Annotated in this window: 15 protein-coding genes, 1 pseudogene and 1 riboswitch; of the genes and pseudogenes, 7 read left to right on the forward strand and 9 right to left on the reverse strand. The window is 68.9% G+C overall.

Annotated elements, in window-relative coordinates; translation table 11 throughout:
* Window positions 1-18 precede the first annotated feature (18 nt).
* Window positions 19-1,347 (forward strand): phenylacetate-CoA oxygenase subunit PaaJ, encoded by a 1,329-nt coding sequence (gene paaJ, locus H6927_00915; GenBank protein ID MCP5216661.1) that lies wholly within the window; start codon window positions 19-21, stop codon window positions 1,345-1,347.
* Window positions 1,348-1,352: 5 nt separating this feature from the next.
* The gene (paaK, locus tag H6927_00920) at window positions 1,353-2,456 is read left to right on the forward strand and encodes a phenylacetate-CoA oxygenase/reductase subunit PaaK (GenBank protein ID MCP5216662.1); all 1,104 of its coding nucleotides are present in this window, start codon (window positions 1,353-1,355) and stop codon (window positions 2,454-2,456) included.
* An 11-nt stretch (window positions 2,457-2,467) separates the two neighbouring features.
* On the opposite strand, the gene H6927_00925 is transcribed toward paaK, so the two are convergent.
* The 4 genes from H6927_00925 to H6927_00940 form a co-directional block, all read right to left on the reverse strand.
* Window positions 2,468-3,040 carry a septal ring lytic transglycosylase RlpA family protein gene (locus H6927_00925; protein MCP5216663.1) on the reverse strand — a complete coding sequence of 191 codons (573 nt, stop codon included), beginning with the start codon at window positions 3,038-3,040 and terminating at the stop codon, window positions 2,468-2,470.
* 231 nt (window positions 3,041-3,271) lie between these two features.
* The gene (metF, locus tag H6927_00930) at window positions 3,272-4,105 is read right to left on the reverse strand and encodes a methylenetetrahydrofolate reductase [NAD(P)H] (protein ID MCP5216664.1); all 834 of its coding nucleotides are present in this window, start codon (window positions 4,103-4,105) and stop codon (window positions 3,272-3,274) included.
* Window positions 4,106-4,133: 28 nt separating this feature from the next.
* Window positions 4,134-4,910 (reverse strand): TlyA family RNA methyltransferase, encoded by a 777-nt coding sequence (locus H6927_00935; GenBank protein MCP5216665.1) that lies wholly within the window; start codon window positions 4,908-4,910, stop codon window positions 4,134-4,136.
* A gap of 63 nt (window positions 4,911-4,973) precedes the next feature.
* A complete protein-coding gene (locus tag H6927_00940) occupies window positions 4,974-6,419 on the reverse strand; it encodes an adenosylhomocysteinase (GenBank protein MCP5216666.1) in 1,446 nt (481 codons plus the stop codon).
* A gap of 66 nt (window positions 6,420-6,485) precedes the next feature.
* Window positions 6,486-6,563: riboswitch (S-adenosyl-L-homocysteine riboswitch) on the reverse strand.
* Window positions 6,564-6,668: 105 nt separating this feature from the next.
* Here H6927_00940 and H6927_00945 point away from each other — a divergent pair.
* From H6927_00945 to H6927_00965, 5 genes are read left to right on the forward strand one after another with little or no spacing between them, the layout of a single operon-like run.
* Window positions 6,669-6,920 (forward strand): type II toxin-antitoxin system ParD family antitoxin, encoded by a 252-nt coding sequence (locus H6927_00945; GenBank protein ID MCP5216667.1) that lies wholly within the window; start codon window positions 6,669-6,671, stop codon window positions 6,918-6,920.
* Window positions 6,917-7,231 carry a type II toxin-antitoxin system RelE/ParE family toxin gene (locus tag H6927_00950; protein MCP5216668.1) on the forward strand — a complete coding sequence of 105 codons (315 nt, stop codon included), beginning with the start codon at window positions 6,917-6,919 and terminating at the stop codon, window positions 7,229-7,231. The genes H6927_00945 and H6927_00950 overlap by 4 nt, the downstream gene beginning before the upstream one ends.
* 23 nt (window positions 7,232-7,254) lie before the next feature.
* On the forward strand, window positions 7,255-8,886 hold the full coding sequence (locus H6927_00955) for a peptide chain release factor 3 (GenBank protein MCP5216669.1): 1,632 nt from the start codon (window positions 7,255-7,257) through the stop codon (window positions 8,884-8,886).
* Window positions 8,883-12,251, forward strand: a complete 3,369-nt coding sequence (locus tag H6927_00960) for a sulfatase-like hydrolase/transferase (GenBank protein ID MCP5216670.1) — start codon at window positions 8,883-8,885, stop codon at window positions 12,249-12,251. The genes H6927_00955 and H6927_00960 overlap by 4 nt, the downstream gene beginning before the upstream one ends.
* Window positions 12,248-13,069 (forward strand): HAD-IIB family hydrolase, encoded by an 822-nt coding sequence (locus tag H6927_00965; protein MCP5216671.1) that lies wholly within the window; start codon window positions 12,248-12,250, stop codon window positions 13,067-13,069. Before H6927_00960 ends, H6927_00965 begins: the two co-directional genes overlap by 4 nt.
* Before the next feature lie 22 nt (window positions 13,070-13,091).
* On the opposite strand, the pseudogene H6927_00970 reads toward H6927_00965, so the two are convergent.
* The 5 genes and pseudogenes from H6927_00970 to H6927_00990 form a co-directional block, all read right to left on the reverse strand.
* Window positions 13,092-13,676, reverse strand: a pseudogene (locus H6927_00970) (hypothetical protein).
* Window positions 13,673-14,323: an SCO family protein gene (locus tag H6927_00975; GenBank protein ID MCP5216672.1), complete on the reverse strand. Its 651-nt coding sequence runs from the start codon at window positions 14,321-14,323 to the stop codon at window positions 13,673-13,675. The pseudogene H6927_00970 and the gene H6927_00975 overlap by 4 nt, the downstream one beginning before the upstream one ends.
* Window positions 14,324-14,348: 25 nt before the next feature.
* On the reverse strand, window positions 14,349-14,948 hold the full coding sequence (locus tag H6927_00980) for a c-type cytochrome (protein MCP5216673.1): 600 nt from the start codon (window positions 14,946-14,948) through the stop codon (window positions 14,349-14,351).
* 60 nt (window positions 14,949-15,008) lie between these two features.
* Window positions 15,009-15,626: a cbb3-type cytochrome c oxidase subunit II gene (locus H6927_00985; protein ID MCP5216674.1), complete on the reverse strand. Its 618-nt coding sequence runs from the start codon at window positions 15,624-15,626 to the stop codon at window positions 15,009-15,011.
* Entirely contained in the window at window positions 15,616-17,277 is a 1,662-nt protein-coding gene (locus H6927_00990) for a cbb3-type cytochrome c oxidase subunit I (protein MCP5216675.1), read from the reverse strand. Before H6927_00990 ends, H6927_00985 begins: the two co-directional genes overlap by 11 nt.
* Window positions 17,278-17,289: the final 12 nt, after the last annotated feature.

The raw sequence follows: 17,289 nt of genomic DNA on the forward strand, positions 1-17,289 counted from the left end.
GGGCCAGCGCAACGCCGAATGGTGCGGCCACGCGCCCGTGCTGGAAGAAGACCTGGCCATGGCCAACCAGGCACTCGATCTGATCGGCCAGGCGCGCCTGCTGTATCAACTGGCCGCCACGCGCCTGAACGCCGAAGGCGCGCGCATGCGCCCCAGCGCCTGGCCCGCCGGCCCGGTCACCGAGGACACGCTGGCGTACTTTCGCGACGACCGCGACTTTCGCAACTACACCCTGCAGGAGCTGCCGCACAACCCCGGCCTGGTGCCCGCCGCCGGCGGCACGCGCGACTGGGGCGTGAGCATCGTGCGCAACTTTTTCTACGCCACCTTGATGGAGATGGTGTGGGGGCAACTGGCGCAGTCCGCAGACACCGAGCTGGCCGCCATCGCCGCCAAGAGCCTGAAGGAGGTGCGCTACCACGTGCGCCACGCGCGCGACTGGCTGCTGCGCCTGGGCGACGGCACGGCCGAATCGCACCGGCGCGTGCAGGCGGCGGTGGACTATCTGCTGCCCTTCACCGCCGAGTTCTGGTCCGCCAGCGCGGTGGATGCGCAGGCCGCGCTCGCCGGCGTCGACGTGCCCGCCCTGCGCACCGCGTGGGAGCACGCCGTCGACGCGGCGCTGCAGGAGGCCACGCTCAAGCGCCCGCCCGCCGTCGATGGCTACGTGCCGCAGGGCAAGCAGGGCGTGCATTCCGAGCACCTGAGCTACCTGCTGGCCGACATGCAGAGCCTGGCGCGCGCGCATCCGGGAGCGGTGTGGTGAACACCGTTCTTGACTCCCCCGCCCAGAAGGAGAGGGAGCCGGCGTTCGCCCATCTGTGGCAGGTCCTCGACCAACTCACCGACCCCGAAATCCCCGTCGTCACCCTGCGCGAGATGGGCATCCTGCGCGCGCTGCGCCAGGGCGACGATGGCGTGGTCGAAGTCGTCATCACCCCCACCTACAGCGGCTGCCCAGCGATGGAGCAGATCCACGACGACATCCTGGCCGTCCTCCGGCGCCAGGGCGTCGCCGGCCGCGTGGTGACCCAGCTGGCGCCCGCGTGGACCACCGACTGGATGAGCGAGGCGGCGCGCGAGAAGCTGCGCGCCTACGGCATCGCGCCGCCACACGCCGCGCGCGCCGATGGGCTGGCGGTCGTTCATTTTGCTCCCAAAACAAGAGCTTCCGGCGCTTGCAGCACGGGGGCAGCAAGCCCATTGGGTTCAAAACCGGCGGTGCACTGCCCGCAATGCGGCTCCGGCAACACCACCGAAATCTCGCACTTCGGCTCCACCGCCTGCAAGGCCTTGTACCGCTGCCTGGACTGCATGGAACCCTTCGATCACTTCAAAAACATCTGACTGACATGGCCACACCGCGCTTTCACGAGCTCACCGTCGCCCGCGTCACGCCCGAGGCGGCGGGCGCCGTGGCCCTCACCTTCGCCGTGCCACCCGAGCTGCAGGACACCTTCGCCTTCGAGCCCGGCCAGTTCCTCACCCTGCGCACCGAGCTGGATGGCGAAGAGCTGCGGCGCAACTACTCGATCTGCTCCACGCGCAGCCACTACCGGGCGGCGCGCGAGCTGCAGGTGGGCATTCGCCCGATGGAAGGCGGCCTGTTCTCCAACTGGGCGGCCACGCGGCTGAAGGCGGGCGACCGCCTGGCGGTGATGCCGCCCGACGGGCGCTTCACCATCAAGAAGCCCCGCGCCCTGCACCGCGTGGGCTTTGCCGCCGGCTCGGGCATCACGCCCATCCTCAGCCTGGCGGCCAGCACGCTGGAGGACAGCGAGCACGCCAAGTTCACCCTGGTGTACGGCAACCGGCGCATGGGCAGCGTGATGTTCAACGAGGCGCTGCAGGACCTGAAGGACAAATACAAGGACCGCCTGACGCTGATCCACGTGCTGTCGCGCCAGGCGCAGGAGGTGCCGCTGCTGGAGGGCCGCATCGACGCCGCCAAGGTGCGCCAGCTGCTGGCCACGCTGCTGCCGGCGGCCAGCATGGACGAGGTCTTCGTCTGCGGGCCCGAGGCCATGATCGAGGCCGTCGAGGCGACGCTGCTGGAGGCCGGCGTGCCCGGCGAGCGCATCCGCACCGAGCGCTTCACCTCGCCGCGCCTGGACGGCCTGAGCCCGGCCGCGCGCCAGGCCGCCATCCAGCACGCCGACCCCGAGGCGCCGGTGGGCCAGGTGCAGCTGACCCTGGTGATCGACGGCAAGAGCCACCAGCTGGCCATGCGGCGCGACCAGAAGGTGCTGGACGTGGCGCTGGCCGTGGGCCTGGACGCGCCCTTTTCCTGCCGCGACGGCGTGTGCTGCACCTGCCGCGCCAAGGTGCTGGAAGGCAGCGTCACCATGGACAAGAACTTCAGCCTGGAGCCCGACGAGATGGCCCAGGGCTTCGTGCTCTCCTGCCAGGCGCGGCCCACCACGGACCGGCTGACGGTGAGCTACGACGAGCGCTGAGCGCGTGGCCGTCAGCGCAGGCTGATCGAGTCGTCGGCGCTCACCAGCAGGGCGTCGACCTCGTCGCCCACCACCTCGCGCAGCACCACGGTGTCGTGGCCGCGCTGCAGCATGCCCAGCGCCTGGGCGGCGGCGCGGCTCAAGTCGATCACGCGGCCGGCGGCAAACGGCCCGCGGTCGTTGATGCGCACCACCACCTGCTTGCCGGTGCGCGGGTTCTGCACCAGCACGCGCGTGCCGAAGGGCAGGCTCATGTGCGCGGCCGTCAGCCCGTGCATGTCGTAGGGCTCGCCGCTGGCGGTGCGCTGGCCGTGAAAGCCCGGGCCGTACCACGAAGCCACGCCGCGCTGCAGCGTGCGCCCCAGGGCGCGGCCCAGGGCCGCCGGGTCCAGCTCGGGCGCCGGCGCGGCCTCCGGGCCGCCGCCCAGGCGCGGCTTGAAGCCGGTGTAATTGGGGCAGCGCATGTCGTGCACGGCCTTGGCCGAGCTGCACGACTGCGTCAACGATGGGGTGGGAGCGCTCAACGATACCGTCTGGGCCGCCAGCGGCCCGCATGCCAGCAGCAGGGCGCCGACCCACGACATGCGGCGCAAAACGCTTGAAGGCTGACGGCTTGCACTTCCCAAAACCGGCACCGCCCCGAGGGGGGCGCCGGGAGAGGTGTCCCGTAACATGCGGCGGATTCTAGGGGGCCACACCGGCCCGACACGTTGTTTTGTGTATCAAAACGAGGTTTTTAGATCGAAAGCGTTGATCAAACCTGGGGCGTTAGATACAAATGGTTGAATAACAAACACCCCCTGGATCGGCCCGCATCAGCCCCCGAGCCCCAGGCGCTGGCACAGGGCCAGCGTGGGCGCCGCCTGGTTGAGGGTGTAGAAGTGCAGCGCCGGCGCGCCGCCTTCGATCAGGCGCTGGCACAGGCGCGCCATCACCTCGGCGCCAAAGTCCTTGATGGCCGCCACGTCGTCGCCCAGGCTTTGCAGGCGCAGGCGCATCCAGCGCGGCACCTCGGCGCCGCAGTTGTCGGCAAAGCGCAGCAGGCCGGCGCTGTTGGTGATGGGCATGATGCCCGGCACGATGGGCACCTGCAGGCCCAGCGCGCGCGCCTCGTCGACGAAGCGGAAGTAGGCGTCGGCGTTGAAGAACATCTGCGTCACCGCGACGTCGGCGCCGGCGCGCACCTTGGCCGCCAGCGCCTGCAGGTCGGCCCGGGGCGAGCTGGCCTGCGGGTGCATCTCGGGGTAGCAGGCGGCGTAGAGGCGAAAGTGCGCGCCCGTCTCGGCGCGGATGAAGGCGATCAGCTCGCTGGCGTACTGGAACTCGCCGCCCGCGCCGTAGCCGCTGGGCAGGTCGCCCCGCAGCGCCACCAGGCGCGTCACGCCCATGGCCTGCAGCTCGGCCAGCTGCGCGCGCACCGACGCGCGCGTGGCGCCGATGCACGAGAAGTGGCTGGCCGCCTGCGCGCCCTCGGCCAGCATCTCGGCCACCACGGCAAAGGTGCCGGCCTGGGTGGAGCCGCCCGCGCCGTAGGTGACCGAGCAGAACTCGGGCGCCAGCGCATACAGTTGCTGACGCACGCCGCGCAGCTTGGCCACGCCCTCGGGCGTCTTGGGCGGGAAGAATTCGAAACTGATGGGCAGGGTCATGGCGTGAACGAATGGAACGCGGCCGCAGTCAGGCGGCCCGCGCGTGAATGAAGAACTCGCGGTTGCCGTCGCCGCCGGCGATGGGGCTGTCCAGCCAGTGCAGCACGGCCAATCCGGTGTTGGCGCAGGCCGCGCGCAGGCGCTGTTCGACCCGCGCGTACAGAGCGGGGTCGCGCACGATGCCGCCCTTGCCGATGTCGGCCGGCTGCAGCTCGAACTGCGGCTTGACCAGCAGCAGCACCTGCCCACCGGGCGCCAGCAGCGGCGCCAACGCCGGCAGCACCAGCGCGAGCGAGATGAAGGACAGGTCGCCGACGATCAAGTCGAAATTTGAATCGAACAGGGCTCTAGCCCGCACCGGATCAGCGCAACAAGCTATCAATTTCGAATCATCGAGATGCCGAGCGTTGACGCCCTCGAGGCAGCGCACGCGGGCGTCGGCACGCAGGCGCGGGTGCAGCTGGCCGTGGCCGACGTCCACGCCCAGCACGCTGGCGGCGCCGTGCTGCAGCAGGCAGTCGGTGAAGCCGCCGGTGGACTGGCCCACGTCCAGGCAGCGCGCGCCGGTCACGTCAAGCCCCGTGGCGGCCAGCGCACCCTCCAGCTTGAGACCGCCGCGCGAGACGTAGCGCGCCTCGGCCGCGTCCAGCAGCTCGACCTCGGCGTCGGGCGGCAGGTCGTCGCTTTTGCCCAGCGCGCGCCAGCCGCCGGGCGCATGCCAGCGCGCCCCCGCCGCCAGCAGGCGCTGGGCCTGGCTGCGGCTGGCGGCCAGGCCGCGTTCGACAAGCCACTGGTCGGCGCGCATGAAGCGGTTTTTAAACCAAATCGGCCTGAAGCGCCCATGGATCAAGCGCTGGCAGCTACCCGATCAATAGCGATACGTATCCGGCTTGTACGGCCCCTGCACCGGCACGCCGATGTAGGCGGCCTGCGCCTTGGTGAGCTGGGTGAGCGGCGCGCCCAGCTTGGACAGCTGCAGGCGCGCCACCTTCTCGTCCAGGTGCTTGGGCAGCACGTAGACCTGGCCGGCCTTGTACTCCTTGGGCTTGGTGAACAGCTCGATCTGCGCCAGCGTCTGGTTGGCGAAGCTTGAGCTCATCACGTAGCTGGGGTGGCCGGTGGCGCAGCCCAGGTTGACCAGGCGGCCCTTGGCCAGCAGGATGATGCGCTTGGACGGCTTCCTGCCTTCCTTCGGGAAGATCACGTGGTCGACCTGGGGCTTGATCTCTTCCCAGCGGCAGTGCTTTTCCAGCGAGGCGACGTCGATCTCGTTGTCGAAGTGGCCGATGTTGCAGACGATGGCCTGGTCCTTCATGGCCCGCATGTGCTCGAAGGTGATGACGTCGCGGTTGCCGGTGCAGGTGACGAAGATGTCGCCCTGGCTGGCGGCCTCGTCCATGGTCACCACGCGATAGCCTTCCATCGCCGCCTGCAGCGCGTTGATGGGATCGATCTCGGTCACCCAGACCTGCGCCGACAGCGCGCGCAGCGCCTGCGCCGAGCCCTTGCCCACGTCGCCGTAGCCGGCCACCACGGCGATCTTGCCGGCGATCATCACGTCGGTGGCGCGCTTGATGCCGTCCACCAGCGACTCGCGGCAGCCGTACAGGTTATCGAACTTGGATTTCGTCACCGAGTCGTTGACGTTGATGGCGCGCAGGCTGAGCGTGCCCTTGGCCGACATCTCCTGCAGGCGGTGCACGCCGGTGGTGGTTTCTTCCGTCACGCCGATGATGTTTTTCAGCCGGCGGCTGTACCAGGTGGGGTCCTGCTTGAGCCTGGCCTTGATGGCGGCGTGCAGGATTTTTTCTTCCTCGCTGGTGGCCTTGCCCAGCGCCTTGATGTCCTTCTCGGCGCGCGCGCCCAGGTGCATCAGCAGCGTGGCGTCGCCGCCGTCGTCCAGGATCATGTTGGGGCCTTCGGTTTTCGAACCCTTGGAGCCGAACTCGAAGATGCGGTGGGTGTAGTCCCAGTAGTCCTGCAGCGACTCGCCCTTGACGGCGAACACCGGCGTGCCCGCGGCGGCAATGGCGGCGGCGGCGTGGTCCTGCGTGCTGAAGATGTTGCACGAGGCCCAGCGCACCTGCGCGCCCAGCGCCTGCAGCGTCTCGATCAGCACGGCGGTCTGGATCGTCATGTGCAGGCTGCCGGCGATGCGCGCGCCCTTGAGCGGCTGCGCCCTGGCGTACTCGGCACGGATCGCCATCAGGCCGGGCATCTCGGTCTCGGCGATGGCGATTTCCTTGCGGCCCCAGGCGGCCAGGGACAGGTCGGCCACGGCCGAATCGGCGGCGGGTTTGAGAACAGCGCTCATGGTCTTCTCCAATCGAAGGTCTGAAAAAACCACGCCTTGGAGGGAAAGCACTCACCGCACTGCCAGCGTGGGTGAGCGTCGTTGCATGAAATGTCCGAGCCTCGTGCCCCGCGCGCGGGGGGCACTGCAACGCTCCTCGGAAGGGGGCGAATTATATCGGTGCGGCTTCATGGCCGTGCCATCACGGGCCATCGTTCGTTGGCAACCCTTGCCATGCCCACGTAAAATCGCTCCATGAGCACCGTGACCATGAACATCTCGCTGACGGATGACCTCAAGGCCTTTGTCGACGCGCGCATCAAGGCGCGCGGCTACAGTTCGGCCAGCGAGTACGTGCGCGATCTGGTGCGCCGCGACGAGGAGCGGGCCGCCGAGGAGCGCTTCGTGGCGCTGATCCACGAAGGCCTCGACTCCCCCGCCGGTCGCCCTTGGGAGGAGCACCGCGCCGAGCTTCGCGCGCGCATCCAGGCCGCCCGCGCCGCCGAGTCCAAACCCGCGTGAAGCCCATTCAACCGCGTGCGGCGGCCGAGACCGACGTCGACCATGCCTTCGAGCACTACCGGATGCAGGGCGGCCACGCGCTGGCCGAGCGGTTTGTCGACGCCTACGACGCCGCGCTGGCCCACATCGCCCAACACCCTGGCACAGGCTCGCCGCGCCACGCCCGCGCCATCCGCATCAAGAACCTGCGCTTCTGGACCCTGACCCGCTTTCCGTTCTCCGTCTTCTACGTGGAACACGCGGACCGCATCGACGTGCTGCGCGTGCTGCACCAGGCCAGCGACATCCCCCATCACCTGCAGCCGCAGTAAAAAAGCTTCTCTTCCTTTTCATCGTGTCCTACGCCTCCGAAACCCGGCGCCGCCGCACCTTTGCCATCATCTCCCACCCCGACGCCGGTAAAACGACGCTGACCGAAAAGCTGCTGCTGTTCTCGGGCGCCATCCAGATCGCCGGCGCCGTCAAGGGCCGCAAGGCGAGCCGCCACGCCACCAGCGACTGGATGGAGATCGAGAAGCAGCGCGGCATCTCGGTGGCCTCCAGCGTGATGCAGATGAGCTACCGCGATCACGTCATCAACCTGCTGGACACGCCCGGCCACAAGGACTTCAGCGAGGACACCTACCGCGTGCTCACCGCCGTCGATTCGGCGCTGATGGTGATCGACGCGGCCAACGGCGTGGAGGCGCAGACGCGCCGCCTGATCGAGGTCTGCCGCCAGAGGGACACGCCCATCATCACCTTCGTGAACAAGATGGACCGCGAGGTGCGCGACGCGCTGGACATCCTCGACGAGGTGGAGCGCGAGCTGGGCATGCCCTGCTGCCCCATCACCTGGCCCGTGGGCCACGGCAAGAGCTTCGGCGGCATCATCGATTTGCGCACCCGCACCATGACGGTGTTCCAGGCCGGCACCGAAAAGCGCCCGCAGGACTTCGAGGTCATCCCGCTCACCGAGACCGACCGGCTGCGCGCGCGCTTCGGCAGCGCGTTCGACGAGGCGCTGGAGAGCATGGAACTGGCCGTCGGCGCATCGGCCGAATGGAACCACGAGCAGTTCCTGGCGGCCAAGCTCACGCCGGTGTTCTTCGGCTCGGGCGTGAACAACTTCGGCGTGATGGAGGTACTGAACGCCGTGGTGGACATGTCCCCCCCGCCCGGCCCGCGCACCGCCTGGACCGAGGTGAACCGCCAGCGCGAGGAAGTCACCATCCACCCCGAGGACCCGGGCTTTTCCGGCGTGGTCTTCAAGGTGCAGGCCAACATGGACGCCAACCACCGCGACCGCATCGCCTTCGTGCGCGTGGCCTCGGGCAAATACGCCCCGGGCATGAAGATGAAGGTGCAGCGCACCGGCAAGGAGCTGCGCCCGACTTCCGTCGTGACCTTCATGAGCCAGCGCCGCGAAGCGGTGGACGAGGCCTACGCCGGCGACATCATCGGCTTCACCATCCACGGCGGCGTGCAGCTGGGCGACAGCATCACCGACGGCCCCAGCCTGCAGTTCACCGGCCTGCCCTTCTTCGCGCCCGAGCTGTTCATGACCGTGGTGCTGAAGAACCCGCTGCGCACCAAGCAGCTGCAGCAGGGCCTGATGCAGCTGGGCGAGGAAGGCGCCATCCAGGTCTTCAAGCCCGACGCCGGCGGCAACATGCTGCTGGGCGCCGTGGGCCAACTGCAGTTCGAGGTCGTGCAGCACCGCCTGAAGACCGAGTACGACTGCGACGTGCGCCTGGAAGGCTGCCAGTACACCGGCGCGCGCTGGATCACGGCCGACACCCCGGCCGAGCTGCGCGAGTTCGAGAACGCCTACCCGCTGCGCATGGCGCACGACGCGGCCGACGCGCTGGCCTACCTGTGCACCAGCCCGTACGACGTGCGCCTCGCCCAGGAGCGCTTTCCCAAGATCCACTTCCATCCGCTGCGCGAGCATGCGGGGCTGGCGCTGCAAACCAACGCAGGATGAGCCAGAGCGACGCTCCCAACAACTTCGATGCGATCCGCATCGTGGCCGCGTTCACGGTGCTCTACAGCCACCAGTTCGCCCTGACCGGCCGGCCCGAGCCCTCGTTCTTCGGGCTGCACAGCTGGGGCGGCCTGGCGGTCATCGTCTTCTTCGTGGTCAGCGGCTTTCTCGTCACGGGCAGCTGGTACAACGACCCCAGCGTCCTGCGCTTCGGCGCCCGGCGCGTGCTGCGCCTGTGGCCGGCCCTGACCACGGTGACGGTGCTCACCGCCTACGGCCTGGGCGCCTGGGTCACCACGCTGCCGCTGGAGGACTACTGGAAGAACCGGGCCACGCTGGACTATCTGAACATCCTCCGGATGCAGATCTACTACGTCCTGCCCGGCGTGTTCGAGCACAACCCCTACCCGCGAGGCGTCAACGGCTCGCTCTGGACCATTCCGCTGGAGGTGCGCTGCTACGTCGTCCTGGCCCTCGCCGGGCTGCTGCGGCTGATGCGCTGGCGCAGCGTCTGGCTGGCGTGCATCGCGCTGTACATGGCGTGGTTCATCGCCAAAAGCAGCGCCGACATCACCGGCCACGTGCACTACGGCCGCGAGCTGGGCGCCTTCTTCCTGGCCGGCTCGGCCCTGTTCGTGCTGCGCGAACACTGGGAGCACCGGCCGCGGGCCTGGCTGCTCGGCCTGGGCGGCGTGGCGGCGCTGCTGTGGGCGCTCGGCTGGCGCTACACCGCCACGCTGGCCTTCATCCCGCTGCTGGTGCTGTACGCGGGCACGCGCTCGACGCCGGTGCTGCGGCGCTTCGGCCGCTTCGGCGACCCATCGTATGGCGCCTACCTGATCGCGTTTCCGGTGCAGCAGACGGTGATCCATTTCCTGTACCCGTCGTTCGACTTCACGGCGACGCTGATCATGGCGACGGGGCTCACTTTCGCCCTGGCCTATGCCTCATGGCACGTCATCGAAAAGCCCGCGCTGCGCCTGAAGCCCCGCCGCCGCCCGCCCTCGCCGCTGCAGGGTGGCGATCTCCACCCGAGCGGGCACGGCGCGCCGTTCAAGCCCAGCCGCGCCGGGCTGCCGCTGGCCATCCTGTCCTGCATGCTCGCCATCGCGGCGCAGACCTCCTACGCCGTCCAGGCCTACACCGACACCCTCGAACGGTTGGCCCAAATCCTTCCCGCCGTGGGCGCGGCGCTGCTGCTGTGCGCCGCCCTCGCCCTGGCCGGAAGGGTCCGGCACACGCTGCTGCGGCGCGGCCTGCAAACGGCCCTGGTAGCGGCCGCCCTGGCCTTCGCCATCACCACCCTGGTCGCCGCCATCGGATACCTGGAGACCGGCACCATCCCGCGCGTGCAGCAACTGCACGGCCTCACCTGGGACATCGTGGGGCCCAGCATCCTGGAGATCGCGCGCGGCCACGCGATTGCGCTGGCCCTCGGCCTGGCCTTGCTGGTGCCCGCGCTGCTGTTGCTGCGCCTGCTGCTGCGCCGTGCCCGCCGCTTGCCGATCCGGCTGGCGCCCCTCGCGGCCCTGGGCCTGGCCCTGCTCGCCACCGGGCTGTGGGCGGCGCGCCAGGGCGCCAGCCAGGATGCCCCGTTCATCGCCACCCAGCTCTTCCAATCCGACCTGGACGCCGGACAAGTCCTGTCCGAGCAAGCGCTGCAGGCGGAAGCCCGCTTCTTCAACACCTATCGACACGACCTGGCCGAGACCGAGGGGCCGCCGCGCTGGCCCGACATCCTCGCCCGATTGCAGGGCAGCAACGTCATCTGGCTGGTGCTGGAATCGGTGCGCGCCAAGGACATGCCGCTGTATGGCGGCGCCGCCGACATGCCCCACTTCATGCAGGCGCGCGAGCACATGATCCTGCTCGATCACCTGTACGTGCAAGACCCCCGGTCGAGCAAGGCGTACACGCAGATGGAGCTGGGGCGCTTCAGCCTGCTGTCCTGGGACACCTATGCCAACAACCTGCCGTGGATGTTTCCCAAGGACGGGCTGGCCGCGCACCTGGACCGGCTGGGGTATTCGACCACCGCGCTGTCCAACACGGACGCCAACTACGACAACAACGAGTTGTTCCAGAAGCTTCACGGCTACCGGCACACGATGTACCGGCAGGCAATCAACCCCGGATCGCCCAACGCGGACGACCTGAAGCTGCTCGAACACGCGGAGCGCACCATGGGCAAGGCCCGCGCGCCTTTCTACATGATGCTCTGGCCCATCCAAACCCATCACCCCTATGGACGGGAATACTGGTCAAGGGAATGGGGAAAAAACACGAGCCAGGCCAGTGACCCCTCGGTCGGCTCGGCGACCGATCATGACCGCTACCTGAAGGCCCTGCACGAGGCGGACGACTGGTTCGGGCGCTTGCTGGCCATCCTGAAGGCCAAGGGCCTGGACGAGAACACGACGATCATCGTCACCGGCGACCATGGCCAGGCCTTCCGCGAGCACGAGCCCGGCAACGGCTTTCACGGCAACGGCGTCTATGAGGAGTCGGTGCACGTGCCCGGCATCGTCTACAGCCCGCAGATCAACGGCCTGCAGCGCGATGAACGCTACCTCCGGCTGCTGGACATCCCCGCGACCATCCTCGATATCGCCTCCGGCAAGGATTACCTCTTCAACGACGGCCGCTCGATCTTCAGGAACTACCGGCATGACATGCCCATCTTCCTGTTCAATTCGTGGGCCGGCGCCATCGGCATCATCCAGGACGGCCACAAGCTGTGGCGCAGGACCCGGTCGCCCAAGGAGGTGTTCTTCGCCTCCATGCGCGAGATCCAGGACCACCCCGGCAAGGAGCGCCAGCGCCTTCGCCCCGGCGACGGCGCCACCCAGTTGCGCATGCTGGGCGATTGGGAAACCGCCATGACGACCCGCTCCGTACGGCTGCTGAGCCAGACCGCGTCGGAGCAGCCGCCGCTGAACGACGTGGTGCGGGTGTATTGCGACGACGGCCACGGATTCCGTGAGGAACTCAAGGGCTACGCGCCGTTTGCCGGGCTTTCGGGCCAGGTTGTCATCCCCCTCAACCACCCATGCCGCGCGCTGAGGATCGCGCCGATCAAGGCCACGACCCTATCGAAAAATGCCTACCTCAAGCTGGACATCGCCGACCTGCAGGTGCTCGGCGACAAAAAGTCATGGGCGCTCGACGACATGGAGCTCGTCGCGTCCAACGCCATGGAAACCATCAACCCATCCGAATTCCGCATCACCTCGGAATCGCCTTTCGTCGATTACCGCCTGGACGCCCGCAACCACGACATCAAGCAGGTGACGCTGGACGTCACCTACGCCTGGGGACACCGGCAGGCTGGCTCCGATGAAGCCCCAACACCGGCCACGCCATGACGCCCTTGAGTGATTGGCCCGGCGGCATGGCCGCCCTCGTGGGTGTCTTCACCGACATCGACGACACCCTCACCACCGACGGCGCCATCACCGCCGACGCGCTGGCGGCCCTGGCCGCGCTCAAGAGCGCCGGCCTGCACGTGATCCCCATCACCGGCCGGCCCGTGGGCTGGAGCGCGCCCTTTGCCGCCACGTGGCCCGTGGACGCCATCGTGGCCGAGAACGGCGCGGTGGCCCTGGTTCCGCAGGATTTCGATCAAATCGGCCTGCAGCCGGCATCCGACATGCCAAGGCAGCTATCAAAAATATACCAACAGGATGCCGCCACGCGCGCCAGCAACCACGCGCGCATGCAGCAGGTGCTGGCCCAGATCGAGGCCACGGTGCCGGGCGCGCGGCGCGCGCGGGACTCGGGCGGGCGCGAGTGCGACATCGCCATCGACCACAGCGAGTTCACGCACCTGCCCCAGGCCGCCATCGACCGCTGCGTGGCGCTGATGCGCGCCGCGGGCATGAACGCCACCGTCAGCTCCATCCACATCAACGGCTGGTACGGCGCGCACAACAAGTGGCAGGGCGCGTGCTGGATCGTGCGCGAGCTGCTGGGGCGCGCGTTGGCGGCCGAAGTCGACCGCTGGGTCTACGTGGGCGACTCGACCAACGACCAGCTGATGTTCGAGCACTTCACGCACAGCGTGGGCGTGGCCAACATCGCGCGCTTCGTGCCGCAGCTGGCCACGCTGCCGCGCTACGTCACCCGTGGCGAGCGGGGCGCGGGCTTTGCGGAGCTGGCGCGCGCGCTGCTGGAGCGGCGCTGACCGAGGCGGCCCGCACCGCGGCCACCGCGGCCGCGCGTGCCAGGTTCTCGCGGCGCACCTGCTGCCACCCCACCCAGGTCAGCCAGACCGCAGCGATTAACGCGGCTACGCCGATCAGCCACTGGCCCAGGCGCACCTGGTCGTCCAGCAGATAGGCGTTGCACAGGCGCAGCGGCGAGTCGACGTAGAGCGAGCCCACCACCGCCATCATGGGCAGTACGTTGCCCAAAAAGAAAAACTGCAGCACCAGCCCTGCCGGACGCCAGGACAGGCGCAACGCGGCGCCCGCAAGCAGCAGCGCGGCCAGCTTGGCCCCTTCCACTTCGGGGCGCAGCAGAGCCAGGTCCAGCACGCGCGGCACCATCAGCACCGCCAGCGCCAGCGCCACCCCCAGCAGCCCGGCGATACCATGCGCGTTGCAGCGCGCGACAAGCGCGCGCGTGCGCGCCGGTAAGGCCGCCGCCAGCAGCGCGCCGGCCGCCATCCACAGCAGAAACTGCAGCATCATGTGGCGCCACATGCCGGCTTCCATGGCGTGGCGCACGGGCGCAACAGCCAGCACTGCCAGCAGGGCCGCGCCGACGAGGGCCTGGGCGCGTGCGTTCACAGCAAGTCCTTGTGCTCGCCCTGGCGCGCCAGGTGGCGGGCGTAGTCCAGCGCCAGCTGCTGCTCCGCCAGGTCGAACACGCGCACCATCCGTCCGCGCGCGTCGAACACCAGCAGCGCGGCGTTGTGCTCGAAGTCGCCGCGGCCGTCGGGCACCACCACCACGCCCAGGCTGCGCAGCAGGACCTGCTGCTGGGCCGCGTCGGGCACGCGCACGAAGCGCCACAGCCCGGGCTGCGCCTTCAGGCCCTGGGCGTAGGTCTTCAGCGCCGCCGGGTCGTCGTGCGCGCCGTCGAAGCTGATCGACAGCAGGCGCACGCCGCCGGGCTGGCCGGCCCGGGCGTCGGCCAGCAGCGCATCCTGCAGCTGCTGAAAGCTGCCGCCCAGGGTGCGGCACACGGTGAGGCAGCGGGTGTAGAAAAAGTCGACGATGGTGACACCGCCGTGCCGGGCCAGCAGCTGCGGCAGCTCCAGCTCGCCCACGTCCGGGCCTTGCGCCACGACGCGCGGCGCGGCCACGGGCTGGAGGGCCACCTCCAGGCGGCGCGCGCCCTCGTCGGTCCAGACCTGGAAGCCGTGCGTCAGCCAGGCGGCGGCACTCCAGCCGCACAGGACGAGCAAGGCGCTGGCAACGAGGGTGCGCCACATGCTGCGCTCCGGCAGTGTCCGCGGCCTACTTCATCAGCGCCTTGAGCGCCGCCCCGCCTTCGAACGGCGTGGTGCGCGCGGCGCCGGCCTTGCGCTCGGCCTCGAACACGCTGGCCTCGATGGGCTCGGACTTGTTGCTCCAGGCCCCGCGGACGTAGCTGGCCACGCCGGCCAGCTCGGCGTCGCTCAGCTGATGGAACGAGGGCATCTGGCCGGAAAACTTCTGGCCTTCCACCTCGATCTCGCCCGTGATGCCGTGCAGCAGGATGTTGGCCACGATGCGCGGCTCGCCTTGCACCCATTCCGAGCCGTCCAGCGGCGGAAACACGCCCGGCAGGCCCTTGCCCGTGGCCTGGTGGCAGGCGGCGCACTGGGCCGCGAAGATGGCCTTGCCGTCGACCTTGCCGCCGGCGGCGCCCGGCTGCGGCCCCGCCAGGTCGGCCAGCGTGCGCTCGTCGCCGTAGCGGGAGTTGGTCAGCGGCTCGGACAGGAAGATGTAGAGCACGCCGAAGACCACCATGCCCAGCGTGACCAGCACCGCGGCCAGCGGGATGGGGCGGATGCGCTCCTCGGGGTCGACGTTCTCGCGCTCCTGGGCGCGCATGCTGTCGTGATGTTCGGACATGGATGGGACTCCTCTGGCTTGGGGCGGGACCGCCGGGGGCAGCGGCGGCCTGGGCTCACGTCATTGGCCGGCCTTGGGCGCCGCACCGCCCTTGGGCTCGGGCGGCAGGATGGGGTAGGTGTGGTTCATCCCCTGCAGGTATTTCACCAGGTCCACCGCCTCGGGCCTGGCCACCACCACCTTGTTCTGCGGCTGGTAGTCGGGCGGCAGCTTGACCACCACCTCGTCCGGGTCGGCCTTGTCCTTGACCTCGAACAGGAAGGGGTACGAGGGCATGATCGAGCCCGGCACGTAGGCGCGCGGCTGGTAGAGATGGCCCAGGTTCCAGTCCATGCTGGGCTGGCGCACGCCGATGTTGAACAGGTCGGGCCCGGTGCGCATGCTGCCCAGCAGGTGCGGGTTGTCGTAGTAGTAGTCGCCCGGCACCGAGACCCGGCCCCAGCCGCGCTCGGCGTCGGCGGGGGCGAAGCTGCGGTCGCGCGGCTGCTGGCTGTGGCAGTACACGCAGCCGTTGGCGATGTAGACGTTGCGCCCGCGCAGCTGCGCGCTGGTGTAGGGCTTGAGGCCCTCGGGCGGCTTGACGTCGCTCACCTGGATGTAGGGCATCACGATCAGGGCGGACACCGCGATGCCCAGGGTGACCATGGCACCGGCGGTCAGCTTGACTTCATTTTCCATGGGCCATCTCCAGCTTGGCTTGCGCGGGCGCGAACAGCGCGGCCCCGGTGCGCGACGGGCCGAAGCGCAGCACCATGGCCAGGAAGTGGCCAACGAAGATCAGGTGGCTGAGCACCATCAGCGAGCCGCCCACGCTGCGCCACTCCAGGTAGGGAATCGTCACCCGCACCGACTCGATGAAGGGCTTGCTGGCGTCCAGCATGGCCAGGCCCTGCAGCCAGCCGCCGTAGGTCAGGAAGACGAAGTAGATGCCGATGCCGATGGCCGCCAGCCAGAAGTGCAGCGAGATCAGGCGCGGGTACGGCCATTCCCAGTGCAGCACGCGCGGCAGCATGAAGTAGATGGCGCCGAACAGCACCATGGTGACGAAGCCGTAGGCGCCCAGGTGCGCGTGCGCCACCGTGAAGTGGGTGAAGTGCGCCACCTGCTGGACGCTGCGCAGCGCCTCGAACGAGCCCTGCAGCGACGACAGCATGTACATGAAGCCGCCGAACATCATGAAGCGCAGCGTGGGCGAGTAGCGCGCCAGGTGCATGCGCCCCCACATGGTGCCGGCCATGTTGATGGAGAACGCGATGACCGGGATGATCATCATCATGCTCTGCACGATCGACAGCGTGATCAGCCAGCCCGGCACCGGCCCGCCCACCAGGTGGTGGCCGCCCACCTGGGCGTAGAAGAAGGCCAGTGTCCAGAAGCCCAGCAGCGACAGGTTGTACGAGCGCACGCGCCGCCCGATCACCTTGGGCAGGAAGTAGTAGATGGCGCCGATGCTGACCGGCGTGAACCACAGGCCCAGCACGTTGTGGCCGTACCACCAGTTGGTCGTGGCCTGCTCCACCCCGAAGTGCACGCCCGGCAGCTTGGCCACGATGAACAGCAGCGAGATCCACAGCAGCGCCGCCACGTGGTACCAGACGCTCACGTACAGCGACTCGACCTTGCGGTTGACCAGGGTGTAGAGCACCGAGCCGATGATGCAGACGAAGCCCGCCACCAGGAAGATGCCGATCTGCCACGGGATCTCCAGGTACTCCATGCCCGCCGTCCAGCCCGAGCCGATGGCGCCAATGGCGCTGGCGATGCCGACGTTGATCAGCGCGCCGCCCATCATCACCCACATCGGGCCGTGCAGGCGGGTGCGCAGCAGGCGCGGCAGCAGCCAGACGATGATGCCCAGCGCCGCGTTGGTGATCCAGCCGTACAGCACGGCCGTTAGGTGGATGGTGCGGATGCGGCCGAAGGTCATCCACGCGTCGGACACCAGCCAGTCGGGCCAGTGCAGCTTGAGCGACGCCGTCAGGCCGGCGATGGAGCCCAGCAGCAGCCACATGCAGGCGAAGGCGATGAACATGAAGACCGGAAACGCCGTAGAGTTGTCGGCCTCCACGCGCTGCTCGATGTCCTGCGGGTCCTCGGCCTCGCCCTCGCCCTCGCCGTGCGCGGCGGTCACCGCCTGCTGGAAGCGCCCCTGCGCCTGCTCGCCCAGCGCCGGGTCGTCCGCCTTGCCGACCTCGCCGCGGGCGAAGATCGTCGCCGCGGCCTTGGGGTTCTCCATCAACAGCCCCTTGCGCAACGACCAGATGAAGACAAAGAGCCCGATGATCGATAGCAAGAAGGCACCCAGCAAACTCAGAATGGCGCTGTCCATGGCGGCTTCCTA

It is taken from the genome of Burkholderiaceae bacterium (assembly GCA_024235995.1).
Taxonomy (GTDB): Bacteria; Pseudomonadota; Gammaproteobacteria; order Burkholderiales; family Burkholderiaceae_C; genus Ottowia.

Coding starts and splice junctions, on each gene's coding strand:
- H6927_00975 (MCP5216672.1), bottom strand. CDS start 14,323: ATGTGGCGCACCCTCGTTGCCAGCGCCTTGCTCGTCCTGTGCGGCTGG.
- paaK (MCP5216662.1), top strand. CDS start 1,353: ATGGCCACACCGCGCTTTCACGAGCTCACCGTCGCCCGCGTCACGCCC.
- H6927_00945 (MCP5216667.1), top strand. CDS start 6,669: ATGAACATCTCGCTGACGGATGACCTCAAGGCCTTTGTCGACGCGCGC.
- H6927_00985 (MCP5216674.1), bottom strand. CDS start 15,626: ATGGAAAATGAAGTCAAGCTGACCGCCGGTGCCATGGTCACCCTGGGC.
- H6927_00960 (MCP5216670.1), top strand. CDS start 8,883: ATGAGCCAGAGCGACGCTCCCAACAACTTCGATGCGATCCGCATCGTG.
- metF (MCP5216664.1), bottom strand. CDS start 4,105: ATGACCCTGCCCATCAGTTTCGAATTCTTCCCGCCCAAGACGCCCGAG.
- H6927_00965 (MCP5216671.1), top strand. CDS start 12,248: ATGACGCCCTTGAGTGATTGGCCCGGCGGCATGGCCGCCCTCGTGGGT.
- H6927_00980 (MCP5216673.1), bottom strand. CDS start 14,948: ATGTCCGAACATCACGACAGCATGCGCGCCCAGGAGCGCGAGAACGTC.
- H6927_00940 (MCP5216666.1), bottom strand. CDS start 6,419: ATGAGCGCTGTTCTCAAACCCGCCGCCGATTCGGCCGTGGCCGACCTG.
- paaJ (MCP5216661.1), top strand. CDS start 19: ATGGTGCGGCCACGCGCCCGTGCTGGAAGAAGACCTGGCCATGGCCAA.
- H6927_00990 (MCP5216675.1), bottom strand. CDS start 17,277: ATGGACAGCGCCATTCTGAGTTTGCTGGGTGCCTTCTTGCTATCGATC.
- H6927_00925 (MCP5216663.1), bottom strand. CDS start 3,040: ATGTCGTGGGTCGGCGCCCTGCTGCTGGCATGCGGGCCGCTGGCGGCC.
- H6927_00935 (MCP5216665.1), bottom strand. CDS start 4,910: ATGCGCGCCGACCAGTGGCTTGTCGAACGCGGCCTGGCCGCCAGCCGC.